The organism is Streptomyces turgidiscabies Car8, from assembly GCF_000331005.1.
Taxonomy (GTDB): domain Bacteria; phylum Actinomycetota; class Actinomycetes; order Streptomycetales; family Streptomycetaceae; genus Streptomyces; species Streptomyces turgidiscabies.
This window is the reverse complement of sequence record NZ_AEJB01000532.1, coordinates 26,473-39,381: the sequence shown is the minus strand read 5'-3', so window position 1 is coordinate 39,381 and position 12,909 is coordinate 26,473. Positions and strand designations below refer to the sequence as shown.

The 12,909-nt window shown below is 68.7% G+C and carries 16 protein-coding genes; 7 read left to right on the top strand and 9 right to left on the bottom strand.

The annotated features are described in order from the left end of the window. Positions 1-45 precede the first annotated feature (45 nt). On the bottom strand, positions 46-891 hold the full coding sequence (locus tag STRTUCAR8_RS38830) for a TIGR03619 family F420-dependent LLM class oxidoreductase (protein ID WP_044473634.1): 846 nt from the start codon (positions 889-891) through the stop codon (positions 46-48). A gap of 226 nt (positions 892-1,117) precedes the next feature. Here STRTUCAR8_RS38830 and STRTUCAR8_RS38825 point away from each other — a divergent pair, with 226 nt between their 5' ends. Then, positions 1,118-2,728 (top strand): CehA/McbA family metallohydrolase, encoded by a 1,611-nt coding sequence (locus STRTUCAR8_RS38825; RefSeq protein ID WP_044473625.1) that lies wholly within the window; start codon positions 1,118-1,120, stop codon positions 2,726-2,728. Between the two features lie 10 nt (positions 2,729-2,738). On the opposite strand, the gene STRTUCAR8_RS52980 is transcribed toward STRTUCAR8_RS38825, so the two are convergent. Then, positions 2,739-3,758, bottom strand: coding sequence for an LAETG motif-containing sortase-dependent surface protein (locus STRTUCAR8_RS52980; protein WP_006381818.1), 1,020 nt, complete (start codon positions 3,756-3,758; stop codon positions 2,739-2,741). Between the two features lie 140 nt (positions 3,759-3,898). On the opposite strand from STRTUCAR8_RS52980, the gene STRTUCAR8_RS38810 reads away from it, so the two are divergent. Further along, on the top strand, positions 3,899-4,627 hold the full coding sequence (locus STRTUCAR8_RS38810) for a hypothetical protein (RefSeq protein ID WP_006381835.1): 729 nt from the start codon (positions 3,899-3,901) through the stop codon (positions 4,625-4,627). Positions 4,628-4,644: 17 nt separating this feature from the next. Here STRTUCAR8_RS38810 and STRTUCAR8_RS38805 read toward each other — a convergent pair whose 3' ends face one another. Beyond that, positions 4,645-5,463, bottom strand: coding sequence for an endonuclease/exonuclease/phosphatase family protein (locus STRTUCAR8_RS38805; protein WP_179200570.1), 819 nt, complete (start codon positions 5,461-5,463; stop codon positions 4,645-4,647). 100 nt (positions 5,464-5,563) lie between these two features. Here STRTUCAR8_RS38805 and STRTUCAR8_RS38800 point away from each other — a divergent pair, with 100 nt between their 5' ends. Further along, entirely contained in the window at positions 5,564-5,968 is a 405-nt protein-coding gene (locus tag STRTUCAR8_RS38800) for a nitroreductase/quinone reductase family protein (protein ID WP_006381809.1), read from the top strand. Then, positions 5,965-6,105, top strand: a complete 141-nt coding sequence (locus STRTUCAR8_RS52975; RefSeq protein ID WP_158697488.1) for a hypothetical protein — start codon at positions 5,965-5,967, stop codon at positions 6,103-6,105. Before STRTUCAR8_RS38800 ends, STRTUCAR8_RS52975 begins: the two co-directional genes overlap by 4 nt. Positions 6,106-6,159: 54 nt before the next feature. Here STRTUCAR8_RS52975 and STRTUCAR8_RS38795 read toward each other — a convergent pair whose 3' ends face one another. Together STRTUCAR8_RS38795 and STRTUCAR8_RS38790 are read right to left on the bottom strand one after the other, a co-directional pair. Next, positions 6,160-6,765: a VOC family protein gene (locus STRTUCAR8_RS38795; protein WP_006381820.1), complete on the bottom strand. Its 606-nt coding sequence runs from the start codon at positions 6,763-6,765 to the stop codon at positions 6,160-6,162. A gap of 59 nt (positions 6,766-6,824) precedes the next feature. After that, a complete protein-coding gene (locus STRTUCAR8_RS38790; RefSeq protein ID WP_006381822.1) occupies positions 6,825-7,694 on the bottom strand; it encodes an NAD(P)H-binding protein in 870 nt (289 codons plus the stop codon). Positions 7,695-7,798: 104 nt separating this feature from the next. Here STRTUCAR8_RS38790 and STRTUCAR8_RS38785 point away from each other — a divergent pair, with 104 nt between their 5' ends. Next, positions 7,799-8,233 (top strand): Rrf2 family transcriptional regulator, encoded by a 435-nt coding sequence (locus STRTUCAR8_RS38785; RefSeq protein ID WP_044473622.1) that lies wholly within the window; start codon positions 7,799-7,801, stop codon positions 8,231-8,233. A gap of 150 nt (positions 8,234-8,383) precedes the next feature. Here STRTUCAR8_RS38785 and STRTUCAR8_RS38780 read toward each other — a convergent pair whose 3' ends face one another. From STRTUCAR8_RS38780 to STRTUCAR8_RS38770, 3 genes are all read right to left on the bottom strand, one after another. Then, positions 8,384-9,409: an SGNH/GDSL hydrolase family protein gene (locus STRTUCAR8_RS38780; RefSeq protein ID WP_006381838.1), complete on the bottom strand. Its 1,026-nt coding sequence runs from the start codon at positions 9,407-9,409 to the stop codon at positions 8,384-8,386. A gap of 778 nt (positions 9,410-10,187) precedes the next feature. After that, positions 10,188-10,373 (bottom strand): hypothetical protein, encoded by a 186-nt coding sequence (locus tag STRTUCAR8_RS38775; RefSeq protein WP_006381804.1) that lies wholly within the window; start codon positions 10,371-10,373, stop codon positions 10,188-10,190. 190 nt (positions 10,374-10,563) lie between these two features. Next, positions 10,564-11,007: an ATP-binding protein gene (locus STRTUCAR8_RS38770; protein WP_006381811.1), complete on the bottom strand. Its 444-nt coding sequence runs from the start codon at positions 11,005-11,007 to the stop codon at positions 10,564-10,566. Positions 11,008-11,242: 235 nt separating this feature from the next. On the opposite strand from STRTUCAR8_RS38770, the gene STRTUCAR8_RS38765 reads away from it, so the two are divergent. Together STRTUCAR8_RS38765 and STRTUCAR8_RS50745 are read left to right on the top strand one after the other, a co-directional pair. Then, the gene (locus STRTUCAR8_RS38765; protein WP_006381812.1) at positions 11,243-12,097 is read left to right on the top strand and encodes a helix-turn-helix domain-containing protein; all 855 of its coding nucleotides are present in this window, start codon (positions 11,243-11,245) and stop codon (positions 12,095-12,097) included. A 16-nt stretch (positions 12,098-12,113) separates the two neighbouring features. Further along, positions 12,114-12,296: a DUF397 domain-containing protein gene (locus STRTUCAR8_RS50745; RefSeq protein WP_006381806.1), complete on the top strand. Its 183-nt coding sequence runs from the start codon at positions 12,114-12,116 to the stop codon at positions 12,294-12,296. 193 nt (positions 12,297-12,489) lie between these two features. Here STRTUCAR8_RS50745 and STRTUCAR8_RS50740 read toward each other — a convergent pair whose 3' ends face one another. Continuing rightward, the gene (locus tag STRTUCAR8_RS50740; RefSeq protein WP_078507449.1) at positions 12,490-12,906 is read right to left on the bottom strand and encodes an Imm10 family immunity protein; all 417 of its coding nucleotides are present in this window, start codon (positions 12,904-12,906) and stop codon (positions 12,490-12,492) included. Between the last annotated feature and the right edge of the window lie 3 nt (positions 12,907-12,909).

Genomic DNA, 12,909 nt, shown 5'->3' with positions numbered 1-12,909 from the left:
CCCTGTCCGTTCTGGGTGCCGAACGTCACAGGGCGGCACTGGCGTCTACACGTACTCCGCGTACCCGTCCAGCAGGCCCAGCACCTCGGCCTCGCCGGCCGGCGGCAGCTGCACCACGCACTCCTCGATGCCCAGCTCCGCGTAGTGGGCGAGCTTCCCCGGGCTCGGCTGGACGGCGTACGGGACGACCTGGAGCGCGGCCGGGTCGCGGCCCGCGTCCGCCCACACCGACCGCAGCACGGGCAGCGACTCAGACAGGCCGCGCCCGCCGATCGGCAGCCAGCCATCCGCGTACTCGCTGATGTGAGCGAACAGTTTCGGCCCGGCCGAGCCGCCGATGAGGGTACGGGGGCCGACGACCGGCCCGCGCGCCTTCTGGACCGGCTTGGGGTACGCGGTGCTCGCCCGTACGCTCCCGAACTCCCCCTCGTAAGCGGTCGGTTCGTCCGCCCACAGGGCGCGCATCAGCGCCATCCGGTCCCGGGTCAGGTCACGCCGCGTACGCCACTCCACGCCGTGGTCGGCGGCCTCCTCGACGTTCCAGCCGTAGCCGAGACCGAGGGTGAAGCGTCCGCCGGAGAGGTGGTCCAGGGTCGCGATCTGCTTGGCGAGGTCGATCGGGTCGTGCTGGGCGACGAGCGTGATGCCCGTGCCGAGGGCGAGCCGCTCGGTGACGGCGGCAGCCTGCCCGAGCGCGACGAAGGGGTCGAGCGTACGGCCGTACTCGGGCGGCAGGTCGCCGCCCGCCGGGTACGGGCTGGTCCGCTCGACCGGGATGTGCGTGTGCTCGGGCAGGTACAGCCCGGCGAACCCGCGCTGTTCCAGCTCACGGGCGAGTCGGGTCGGGGTGATCGTCTCGTCGGTGAGGAAGATCGTGACGGCTAGGCGCATGGACATATCTCTACCGGCCGGTTCCTCGTCTGTCCATACCGACCGGTCGGCATCGGTCGAACATCACTCACCACCGCTCACCACCGCTCGGGTCGCCCCCTGTGCGCCGCAGGCTCGAAAGGCGGCGATTTTGCTGTCTTGTACGGGAGTTCACCCCCGGGTACGACGGTGAGCGGAGCACCACTGCATCACCCACGTCACACCCCGACACCCTGGGAGCAGCAGCATGTGCGAGGACGACCACGGAACCAGCACGGGAACCGGCACGGGAAACAGCATGGCCAGACGCGCTCTCTTCGCGACGGGAGCCGCCGCCGCGCTTACGTTGGGAAGCGTGACCTTCTCCCACGGCACCCCGGCCGAAGCGGCGGACGGCGACGCCGACCGGGCGGAGCCCCCGACAGGGACCGCCGCGTCCCGGACGGAGACCAGGACCGTGAGCGGCACGCTGCCCACCGGCTCACCCGACTTCGTCTATCTGCCCGTCGAAATCCCGCACGGCGTACGGGAGTTGAGGGTCGCGTACAGCTACGACCGCCCGCCCGTCCCGGCCGGTACCGCGGGCAACGCGCTCGACATCGGTGCCTTCGATCAGCGTGGCACCGACCTGGGCGGCAAGGGCTTCCGGGGCTGGTCGGGCGGGGCGCGCACCGAGTTCTTCGTCCGCGCGGACGACGCCACGCCCGGCTACCTCCCCGGCCCGGTGAAGGCGGGGACCTGGCACATCGCGCTGGGCCCCTACACGGTCTCCCCGCAGGGCCTGGCCTACGAGATCACCATCACGCTGACCTACGGCGAGCCCGGCGACGCCGTCGACCCGGTCTACCCGCCGGAGCGCGCCAAGGGGCGGGGCCGGGCCTGGTACCGGGGCGACTGCCACCTGCACTCCTGGTACTCGGACGGGCGCCGCACCCCGGCCGAGATCGCGGCCCTGGCGCGGGCGGCGGGCCTGGACTTCATCAACAGCTCGGACCACAACACCCATTCAGCGCACGCCCATTGGGCCTCGGAGGCCGGAGACGACCTCCTGATCATGGTGGGCGAGGAGGTGACGACCCGCAACGGTCACGTGGTCGCGCTCGGCACCGATCCGGGCACGTTCGTCGACTGGCGCTACCGGGCCCGCGACAACCGCTTCGGCAAGTACGCGCGCCAGATCCGCCGCGCCGGCGGCCTGGTGGTCCCGGCCCACCCGCACGCCACCTGCGTCGGCTGCAACTGGAAGTTCGGCTTCGCGGAGGCGGACGCGGTGGAGGTGTGGAACGGCACCTACTCGCCCGAGGACGAGGTGGCGCTCGCCGACTGGGACGGCATGCTCGTGGCGTCCGTGAGATCCGCGAGGGAAGGTGCCTCGGGCGGGCGGGCGTGGATTCCTGCCATGGGCAACAGCGACGCCCACCGCGACCCCGACCCGGTGGGCGTCCCGCAGACGGTGGTACTCGCCGAGGACCTGACCCGGGAGGCGATCCAGGAGGGGCTGCGGGCAGGCCGCTCGTACGTCGCCGAGTCCAGGTCGGTCGCCCTCACCTTCACGGCGTCCGGCCCGAAGGGCGAACACGCGGACATCGGGGGCCGGTTGAAGGTCGCCGAGGACGCCCCGGTGACCGTCCGCCTGGAGGTGTCCGGCGCCCCGCGCTGCACGGTCCGCTTCGTCACGGACCAGGGCGTCCTGTTCACGAGCGGGGTCCTGCCTGTGGCGGGCGCGGGGGTCGTGGAGTGGCGTACGACGGCCCAGTACGCGGCGTACGTCCGGGCGGAGGTGCGGCACGAGGCCGTACTCGCACCTCTGCCCGGGGCGTTGGCCGCGTTCACGAACCCGATCTTCCTGGGCCGGTAACAGGGTCGGATCAGGAGGCGTCGGTGCCGGACTTGCGGCGCCGTACGACGTACACGGCACCGGCACCGAGGACCACGGCCGCGCCGCCCACACCGGCGATCACCGGGAGCGCGGAGGAGGAGCCGGTGTGGGCGAGGTCGCCGGTGGGGGTGGGGCCGGGGGTGACCGGTGCGGTGGTGCCGGCCTGGGGAGTGGGGGTGTTGCCGCCGGTGCCGCTGGTGGGCGTGGAGGTGGCTCCACCGTCTCCGGTGTCCGTGCCGGGCTTGTGGATGGTGAAGGCCCAGTGGTCCCCGTATTCACACACACCCTTGTTCTCGGGGATGCCATAGGTAGAGGCCTCCAGATAGCCGTACCCGATGTTCTCGTGTTCGAGGTCGGGGAAGCGTCCGTAGGGCATGTTTTTGCTGACCCTGATGCGCACAGCGACGTTCGTCGTCTTGTGGGGGGCCACGTCGTAGTAGCCGAGCAACGAGCCGCCGATCTGCACCTCGTCCCACCAGACACCCTTCCAGGTACGGGACTTGGCATCCCACTCCTGGAGATTGACGTACTCCAGCACTTCGTTCGGCAACGTTCCGTCGGGGGCGTTATTGTGCGCCATCCTCTTCAGCTCGACCTGCACCTTCTTGAGCGCGATGTCCGAGCGGTTCTCCAGCTTGAACGTCATCTCGCGCCACACACTGTCCGCGACCAGCTTGTTGGTCCTGGCGGAAATGGTGGTTCGCAGGATCTTGTCGTCCTTGCCCGGCTCACTGGGGCACTCCTGCTCCCCGTCGGCAGGCGGCACGGACACGGACGGGGAGGCGGACACCGACGGTGAGGCGCTCGCCGAGGCCGAAGCCGACGCGGACGCCGAATCGGACGGGGACGGCGACGCGGACTCACTCGACGTCGGCGCCGAGGCCGACGGGCTCGGCGACTCCGTGGCGTACGCGGTGGTCGTCGTGACCGTTGCGGACAGCAGCGCAGCCGGGATCAGGGCGGCGGCTACCGCCAGGGCAGGGCGCGCCAGGGCACGGCGAGAATTCATGAAGTGGCCCCCGGTGAATAGGAAGCGGACAGCGCGAAACGCACACTCCCCGCGCAAGTTCCAATGACACCTGTGTGACCTCTGTGGCGCCCCGATGGTTGTGACGAATCGCGGACGGCTGCCGTTGATACGGTCCGGCCATGGCTGAGACACAAGGCACACAGGGCGCACAGGGCACTACCGTCACCGCGGACGACGTCGACCATGCCGTGCGTTCGGCGGTCAGTGCCCTGCGTGGGGCGGAGGCTGCCGACTGGGGCGCCCACGCCGGTTCACTGGAGTGGGACTGCTGGGAGACCGTCGAGCACCTGGCCGACGACCTGTTCTCGTACGCCGCTCAACTGGGCCCGGACAAGCCGCCGTTGGACACCCACATCCCGTTCGTTTGGAGCCGCAGGAAGCCGGGCGGCCCGGCGAACGTCATTTTCGCCGACCGCGAGGCGGGGCCGGCCGGGCTGCTCCAGGTGCTGGAGGCGAGTGGCGCCCTGCTGACGGCCATCGTCCGGACCAAGTCGCCGACCGTCCGGTCGCACCACATCTTCGGCGCGACCGATCCCGAGGGCTTCGCCGCCATGGGCATCCTGGAGACCCTGGTGCACACGCACGACGTCGCCGAGGGCCTCGGCATCCCCTGGGCGCCCGACGCCGAGTTGTGCGACCGGGTACTGTTCCGCCTCTTCCCGGACGCTCCGACCGACACGGAACGCTGGCCCACCCTCCTGTGGGCCACCGGCCGAGCGGAGCTCCCGAACCGACCGCGCCTCACGAAGTGGCGCTGGCACGGTGCACCCCGCACATCCGGTACGCCCGGTGAGTCCGGTACACCTCAGAATGCGCAGGGAGCGGATTCGTCACGGTCCGAGGCCTGACTCGTCTTCGCACGCACTCACGCGGACGCCAACTCGGCTACGACGGCCGCGTGATCGGACGGCCAGATGCCGTCCACGGCCCCGTGGCCAGCCCGTTCCACCTTCCGAACATGCTCGAGCCCACCCCGTCCCGGCGGCCTGACGAAGACGTAGTCGATCCGCGCGCTGGGGCCGAACCCGGCGGCGACATACGGGTTGCTGGCGTCCCAGGTCGCGGCGGGAGCCGCAGGATCGGCCAACTCCCAGGCGTCCAGGAAGACTTGGCCGGGGACAGCCGGGGCGGTCTTGTAGCCGCCGAAGAGTCGGATCTCGTCGGAGTCGGGCCAGGCGTTGAAGTCGCCGGTGATGACAGGCGGATAGGCGGTGCCGTCACGTCGCTTCGCCACGAACTCCGCGAGGGCGGTGACCTGTTGGCAGCGGACCGCCGAGGCGTGGGACGCGGAGGTGAGGTGGGTCGTGAAGAAGGGGACATGGTGGCCGGGGGCGGCGAGCCGGGCGTAGAGAGCCAGGCGGCCGTCGTTCAGCTCGTCCGGGGCCGGCAACCGCATCGCCTCGCTCTCGACGACGGGCCAGCGGCTCAGCACCGCGTTGCCCACGTCGACCTTCTCGCCCCCGATCCGCCGCTGCCAACGCTCGGGTGCCTCGGAGGGGGCCCAGGTCCAGTGCAGTCCGAGTTCTTCGGCGATCCGGGCGGCGATGTTCTCGCCGTCGCACTCCCAGACCTCCTGAAGCCCGACCACGTCCGGCCGCAGCTCCCGCAGCACGGACAGAATCGCCTTCTGCCGCGCTTCCCAGGGCCCGAACCGCCACCAAAGGTTCCAGGTCACCACGCGCATACCCGCCACCGCCCACCCGTCTCGCCCAGCTGTCAGTCTCTGGGACACCATTCAAGAACACATCACGGCAGCGGCACGAACACAGGAGGCGCAAGAACAGATGTCCCGTTTCAGAGAGTTCCGGTTCAGGGCCGCCACCACCCTCCAGCGCCGGATCGGCAACCCCGTCACCCGCCGCCTCCCCTTCCAGACCCTCCTGGAGACCACGGGCCGCACCTCGGGCCTCCCCCGCGTCACCCCGCTCGGCGGTCGACGCGTCGGCGACACGTTCTGGCTGGTCTCGGAGTTCGGCGAGAAGTCGCACTACGTACGCAACATCAAGGCCGATCCCCGGGTACGGGTGCGGATCCGCGGACACTGGCACCCGGGCACTGCCCACCTGCTGCCGGACGACGACCCGATCGCCCGGCTGCGGACGCTGCCTCGCGTGAACAGCACGGGCGTACGGACCCTGGGGACACAGCTGTTGACGGTGCGGGTGGATCTGGAAGCAGCACACCGATGACGGACCTCGAAGGGCCGGGACAGCGAACGACGGACTGGAACGCGATCGCAGCGGGTCTGCGCCGACTCGGCGAGGAGGGCCGCCCGGCATCCGAGGCGGCGCGCTGGATGATGCGGGAGATGGGAGACGAACCCTGACGAGTCCGGCTTCGTCGACGTCGGGCTCCTCGCCGACCACCGCGACCTACGCGGTCACCATCCCGGGGTCACCAGGGCGGCTTCGGACTCCCCCGCCCTGAGCCTCATGAGCAGCTCGTCCGGGTCGAAGGGGACGCCGACGGGGTTCCGACGGAAGGACTCCGACTCTATGAAGGCGGTGACTTCGTCCGCCGTGTCGAAGTTGTCGATCTGCAGCTCGATGTTGTTGCCGTCCGGGTCGGCGTAGTACAGCGAGGTGGTGGGCCCGTGGTTGATCACGGTGACCGGCTCGACCCCACCTTTCGCGAGCCGCTCGTAGTTCTCGAGAAGATCGAGCAGCGACCCGTACGTAAAGGCGATGTGCATCAGGCCGTGCGGCGGCAGGGTGGACAGGTCGGCAGGAAGCGCGGCCGTGCCCGAACCCACGAACTCCCCGGCGAATTCTCCGAGGCTTTCGCCGCCGTGCTCCGCCGTCAGTTCCGCCATCCCGTCGGGGTCCGTCAGTGCGATCCGGTGGTGCTCGTCGTCGTACGTCAGAAACGCCACGGCAGGGTTCTCGTGGGCGACCCGCGCCTGCAGCACATCGAGGTACCAGTCCCGCATCTGCGTTAACTGCCGCGTCCACAGGACCACGTGCGCCAACTTCACCGGTGAGGCCATGATCTGCTCCTTATTCGTCGGTTGTCGATCGGGACCTGGGCGGCACGCTGCGGCCACGCTTACGCGGGCAGCTCCGCCCGGTGGGCCTCCAGTACGTCGCGGAGAGAGACCGGCGCGCGGCCGGTCAGGTCCTGGACGGCACTGCTCGGCTGATCGAGCCAGCCCTCGCGCGCGGCGGCTCCGAAGGACGCGATCCACGGGGCGACCGGCTCAGGCAGCCCGGCTGCGACCAACCCGGCGATCAGCGCGTCGTCGTCGACCTGGACGACCTCGACCGGTGCCCCGGTAATCGTCGTACCGAGTGCGGCGAGGTCGGCGGCGGAGAGCGCGGTGGGCCCGGTGATGTCGTAGGCCTGCCCGGCGTGCCCCTCGCCCGTCAGTACGGCGGCGGCCGCAGCGGCGCAGTCCTTGCGGGTGACGTAGGCGACGGCGCCGTCCCCCGCGTTGGTCACGAGCCGGCCCGAGGCGACGGCCTGGGCGACGGTCGCGATCTGGTTCTCGGCGTAGAGGTTGTTGCGCAGGAACGTCCACGCGAGCGGGCTCGCCCGCAGGGCCTCTTCGGTCTCCCGGTGCGCGTCGGCGGCGCCGGCCGGGTTGCCCTTCTCCGGGCGGTACATCGACGTGTAGATGACGTGCTTGACGCCGGCGGCGACCGCCGCGTCGATGGCCGCCCGGTGCTGCGCCACGCTCTGGCCGACCGCGTCGGTGCTGATGAGCAGCAGGCGTTCGACGCCTGCGAGCGCTTCCGCCAGTCCGTCCGGATCGTTGAAGTCGGCCGGCCGGACGTCGGCGCCACGGGCAGCGGCGTCGGCGAGCCCCTCCGGACTGCGCGTGAGCAGGACGACGTCGACGGGCGAGACCTGGTCGAACAGCAGGGCGGTGACCTGGCGGCCGAGGTGGCCCGAGGCGCCGGAGACAGCGAGATTCACGAGGTGCTCCTATTCGTAGTCAACACGAAGGCGAATATTTGTAGCCGTCGTGAGTACGAATAGAACTGTAGCAGGCATGGATGCGAATCTGCGAGAATGGCTGGATGAGCCGCCCCACCAACACCCAGTTCGCCGTCGGCGTGCACGTGCTCACGCTCCTCGCGGGCCGGCCCGACCAACCGATGAGCTCGGACGCCACGACCGACAGCGTCAACGCCAGCCCCGTGTACGTCCGCCGGGTACTCGGCCAGCTGCGTGAGGCCGGGCTCGTGATGTCCCGCTCCGGCCCGAACGGCGGCTGGACACTCGCCCGCACCCCCGCCGACATCACCCTCGGCGACGTATGGCGCGCGATCCAGGGGGCCGACCCGGTGCTCGCCCTGCACACCCCGGCCCCCGACTGCAACGTCGGCCGGTCGGTGCACAACACACTCGCCGACCTCGAACGCCGCACAGCGCGCGCCGTCGAGGACGAGCTGGACAGCGTGACGATGCAGGACGTGGTCCGCGACGCGATCGCCGCGACGCGGTCCTCATAGGGCCCGTTGCGAAGGTCCTGGTTCACCGGCGCCGGCCCCGCAGCGCCGCGCGGTGAGGCCCAGATCGCGGGGGCGGACCTGGGCCTCGTTCAGTAGCGGGTGACGCACGTCAGGACGTGGGTCATCCGGGTTCGGAGCTGTGTGGTCCGGTCAGCGGTTGAGGACTTCCTCGATCTTGGCGGCCACGCGCTCGGCCTGGATGTCACGGCCCTTTTCGTTCGGGTGTGCGTACCACGGGATCGGGGTCCCGAATACGACCTTGGAGCCCTCCAGCAGGCCGCCGATGCCCCGGTTGACGCCGTCGCACGCCGTGTTGTTCCCGGTGTGGTCGTAGAGGTCCACGAAGTCGGCGCCGGAGTCGTAGGCGGCCTTCTTCATGATGCCGTCGAGCCGCTTCTGGGCCTGGTCCAGGACGGGCAGCGCGTCCTGGGGGATGTCGGCGAACGGCAGTTCCGTCTGGCCGGGGGCCGCAGTCGCGCACTTGGTCGTGTCCTGGGGCACGAGTCGGGGGTAACCGACCAGGACCCGATCCGCGTACGGGGAGATGCCGCCCATGCCGTCGAGCATGTCCACCAGCTCGGATTCGACCTGCTCGGCCTTGTAGTCCAGCCATGCCTTTCCGTCGCCCGACGTGAAGAAGTCCGCGCACTCGTCGGCCGGGCTGTCCCGGTCCACCGGCTCTCCGGGCAGGGCCCCTCCCTGGTCGCCCCGGAGCGTGGCGGAGCACTGCTTGAGGATGTTGGTGAAGCCGAACGTGTTGCCGCCGATGCCGCCCACGAGCAGCCTCGTGTCGTCCTTGAGCGCGTCCCGCTGTGCCGGAGCGGTCCCTCCGCCGAGCAGCGGCTGTTCACGCCAGAAGTGCTCCACGAGCGCGCCTCCGCAGGAGACGTCCGACTGGACGTTGAGCGTGATGCCCTTGTCCGCCAGGCTCCGGGCGGCGACGGCGGGATAGTTCTCCGTGGCCTGGAAACACCAACCCCTCTCGTTGTCCTGGTTGTTCACGGGGGCGATGCCGAAGTTGGCGGTGTAGGAGTCGCCGAAGAAGACGGTCGGCACCGGGTCGGCGGGCGCCGCGGCGGCGGTTCCCGCCGGGACGGCGAGTGCCAGGCAGCTGCCCAGCGCGGCGGCCACGGCGGCCAGCCGCCGCGCCCGGGGAGTGGTCGTCGTCTTACGCATGGCCGAAGGCATGCCTGTGCCCTTTCGTAGGGACCCGCAAGGCGAGTGAGCGGATCGTCACGCTGAGTATTCAGGCATATATGGAACGCAATGCTCCACATCTACGGGTCAAACCCGGGCACTCTCGGCCAATATCGGCATACCACTCCTTCTGGCCTGGTCAGAACGGGCACACGGCCGACGCACCGGATGTGATCGCCACCCGAAGGAGCAGACCCCCACGCGCCCGCCATGCGTGCCGTGCAGCGAGGCCGTGCGTCCACGGCCCGCGGGGCATCTCCCGGCGATCGGCGATGCCGTACGCGCGGGCGACCGTCGAAGATCAGTTCCAGGATCGATACGCCCGCCTCCGCGTACTCGGCCGGAAGCCTGCCAGCGGTACATGGACGCGGATGCGCGGGAGCTGATCGCCGACCGGGTCTGATGAACGAGGCGGTGAACCCGTTGCGTGAGCATCCCAGCCCGTGATCACGAGGCTCGGTGAACACGCCGCCTGACGGTTCCTTCAACAGGTCGCCCCACTCGCGATCCCCGGCCGCATACCGACGGGCGCGGCACACCGTGGGGTCGACACCCAGGTCCCGCGTGATCGCACCCTTCGCGCCAGCCAGGGACTGGAGCCGGGTGAGGACCCGCCGCCAGGTGCCGTCCCGCTGTCTTCGGCGCTTTTATGCGACGCGGAGCCGGTGATCGGACCTCATGACACCTGTCGCGTCAGAGCTGATTCACCGTTGCGGTTCTCGTAGGAAGTTGCCGGTCTCACCTGATCTCCCGGCCTCTACAAGACGCCGGCGTCGTAGAGGCCACCGACGGTGAGCAGGGCGACGGGCCCGAAAACGAGCGCCACCGCGAACAGCCAGCCCATTTTCCGCGATACCCGAACGCCGACCTTGACGCACAGCAGAATGACCAGCACCAGATAGAGGAACAGCGGGATGACGAGCAGTACGAGGCCGGCTCCCATTCCGCTTCCCCCCGTCCGGGGGCGCGGCGCCGACCTGTGCCGGACCGAACCCTGAGGGATTCAATCATCCGGCGCGAAGTGGCCCTGGTCCGGGCCAGGTTCAGAGCCACCATCACCTTGCAGCGCCGGATCGCCGGATCGCCACGCACGCGTCCCGCGCAACTTCCCGACCTCGTTCACGTGCTGCCGCTTACGCCCGACCGCACTCGGCCCACAGCAGCTTCCCGCCCTTCGACGCTCCCAACTCCCGCAGCACGGACACCCCCCACGCATCAGCGCACGCCTGTACGAGGTGCAGCCCGCGTCCGCCTTCGGCATCGTCCGGGGGTACGGCGGCCAGGGCACCCTTCTCCCGAAAGCCGGGCGGGACCCGGGGGTCGGTGTCCCAGACGGCGACCCGGAGTCGGGCGGGTTCGTTGGAGAGGAGGCGGAGGGTATAGGGGCCCTTGGTGTGGAGGTGGGCGTTGGTGAGCAGTTCAGAAGCGAGGAGTTCGGCGGTGGGGGTGAGGTGGGCGAGGTCATGGGCGGCGAGGACGGTCCGCAGGGTGGCGCGGGCGATCCCGGGTGCGCGTGGATCGTGCGGGAGCTGGAGGGCGTAGGCCCAGGAGGGGGATGACGACGATACGGTGGCCATCGGAAGTCTCCGATCACGGAGGGGAGTTGGGTGGTGGCGGTACGTTGTGCTCGGTTGCGTTGCCTTGCGTGCCCAGTGACCGTGGCCGCTCCGTCGAGCGGGGTGCTTCTGGGCGAGGCGCCTGAGATGAAGATAGGGGATCCGCAAAGGTGCTTTGCTGAATTCCGAAGGATCTCGGCGCTTTATCCCTCATGTGGGTGACAAACCCTGCCGACGCCCGCGACAAGGAGACGACATGACGACAAGGCCCGCCCCTACGGCCCGACGTGTCCGGCTCGCGACGGAGCTGCGCAAACTCCGTGAGCGGGCAGGTATGACCTCGACGGAGGCAGCGCATCTGCTGGGTACCAGTTCTGGTCAACTCAGCAATGTGGAGTCCGCCCGGTTCGGCGTGAGTCCCGACCGCGTCCGCGCGATGGCCCATCTCTACTCGTGCACGAACCAGCCCTACATCGATGCCCTTGCCGACATGGCCGGCGAGAAGACGCGCGGCTGGTGGTGGGAGGCGTACCGCGAGGTTCTGCCGTCAGGGCTGCTCGCTCTCGCCGAACTGGAGCACCACGCGACCGCCCTGCGCACCGCCTTCACGTCGCACGTCCCAGGGATGCTCCAGACCGCCGAGCATGCCCGCGAGATTTTCCGCCATGTGATTCCGGCCCCCACTCCGCCCGAGGTTGAGCACCGGGTCTCGTACCGCGTCAAACGACAGGACGTTGTGTACCGGGCACACCCGAATCCGTACAGCACCGTCATCCATGAAGCCGCCCTGCACATGAGGGTCGGCGGCCGTGACGTGTCACGCGCGCAGCTCCGGCATTTGCTCGACATGAGCGAGCGGGATCACATCACCCTCCGGGTGCTGCCGTTCGATGTCGGCGCGTTCCCCGGGTCAGGCCAGTCCATCAACTACCTGTGCGGACCCGTACCCCAACTGGACACCGTCCAACTCGACCAGTTCCACGGCCCCGTGCTGCTGGACGCGGAGGCCCACCTGGAGAAGTACCGGCGTCTCCTGGACACCGTCGAGGCCGTCGCCCTCGCCCCGGAGAAGTCCCGAGATCTGATCCTTGCCATCTCCCAGAACCTGTAGCCGTAGAGGAGCCCTCATGTCCCAACACGTCTGGAAGAAGTCGTCCCGCTGCCAGGAAGGCGAAGCCTGCGTTCATATAGCGGTCACGAGCGCAACGATCCTGCTCTCTGATTCCGCAACGCCGAACCCCTCGGCCGTCATCTCGGTTGGCCGCGATGCCTTCACCAACCTGATCCGCATGCTCAGGACTGGCGAATGAGCTGCACAGACGACCGATAGGATCAAGTCCACACACCACTCACACAGCTCACTTAGGGACAGACGCTCACCCATTCAAATGCGCCACAATCAATATTGTACTGTCCGCTCACCGAAATCCCCTAAAGTTTGATCGAGATCAAATGGTCACCGCACTTAGAAAACCTCTGCCCGCAGGAAATAATCTAGGCCAGTCAGAAGCCGACCACTTGCGGGAAATTCTCGGGATTTCCGTAGAAAAACACCCTTCGAAGGCTGGATCCGAGAAGCTCTACATCCACATTCGAGGAAAAGCCGAGCAGGATTTCATTCGAAACCAGGTCGAGCGATTCTGCCGCTGCTTCATTGAAGCGCAGATAGAGCCCCTTACCGGGATCCATCCGCACTTCCTCCATTCCTCCAAAATGAACCCCGCCCGCCTGATCCAAAATGCAATAACTATCCAGCCCTAGCGCCCGGTTTTGCTCACTCGGGCCCCGAAGGCCACATTGGAAGATGAAGTATGAGCCTTCACCATTAGAATCTTCAGCAATCCCGACGACAAAACAGGAATCAGCGAGATTCTCCTCTGCCGTGATGACACGAATTGCCCACTCGGGGGAATTTAGCATATT

Bases quoted from the DNA above. Each gene is read 5' to 3' on its own strand.
- STRTUCAR8_RS38830 (WP_044473634.1), bottom strand. From the start codon at position 891: ATGCGCCTAGCCGTCACGATCTTCCTCACCGACGAGACGATCACCCCG.
- STRTUCAR8_RS38825 (WP_044473625.1), top strand. From the start codon at position 1,118: ATGTGCGAGGACGACCACGGAACCAGCACGGGAACCGGCACGGGAAAC.
- STRTUCAR8_RS52980 (WP_006381818.1), bottom strand. From the start codon at position 3,758: ATGAATTCTCGCCGTGCCCTGGCGCGCCCTGCCCTGGCGGTAGCCGCC.
- STRTUCAR8_RS38810 (WP_006381835.1), top strand. From the start codon at position 3,899: ATGGCTGAGACACAAGGCACACAGGGCGCACAGGGCACTACCGTCACC.
- STRTUCAR8_RS38805 (WP_179200570.1), bottom strand. From the start codon at position 5,463: ATGCGCGTGGTGACCTGGAACCTTTGGTGGCGGTTCGGGCCCTGGGAA.
- STRTUCAR8_RS38800 (WP_006381809.1), top strand. From the start codon at position 5,564: ATGTCCCGTTTCAGAGAGTTCCGGTTCAGGGCCGCCACCACCCTCCAG.
- STRTUCAR8_RS52975 (WP_158697488.1), top strand. From the start codon at position 5,965: ATGACGGACCTCGAAGGGCCGGGACAGCGAACGACGGACTGGAACGCG.
- STRTUCAR8_RS38795 (WP_006381820.1), bottom strand. From the start codon at position 6,765: ATGGCCTCACCGGTGAAGTTGGCGCACGTGGTCCTGTGGACGCGGCAG.
- STRTUCAR8_RS38785 (WP_044473622.1), top strand. From the start codon at position 7,799: ATGAGCCGCCCCACCAACACCCAGTTCGCCGTCGGCGTGCACGTGCTC.
- STRTUCAR8_RS38780 (WP_006381838.1), bottom strand. From the start codon at position 9,409: ATGCGTAAGACGACGACCACTCCCCGGGCGCGGCGGCTGGCCGCCGTG.
- STRTUCAR8_RS38775 (WP_006381804.1), bottom strand. From the start codon at position 10,373: ATGGGAGCCGGCCTCGTACTGCTCGTCATCCCGCTGTTCCTCTATCTG.
- STRTUCAR8_RS38770 (WP_006381811.1), bottom strand. From the start codon at position 11,007: ATGGCCACCGTATCGTCGTCATCCCCCTCCTGGGCCTACGCCCTCCAG.
- STRTUCAR8_RS38765 (WP_006381812.1), top strand. From the start codon at position 11,243: ATGACGACAAGGCCCGCCCCTACGGCCCGACGTGTCCGGCTCGCGACG.
- STRTUCAR8_RS50745 (WP_006381806.1), top strand. From the start codon at position 12,114: ATGTCCCAACACGTCTGGAAGAAGTCGTCCCGCTGCCAGGAAGGCGAA.
- STRTUCAR8_RS50740 (WP_078507449.1), bottom strand. From the start codon at position 12,906: ATGCTAAATTCCCCCGAGTGGGCAATTCGTGTCATCACGGCAGAGGAG.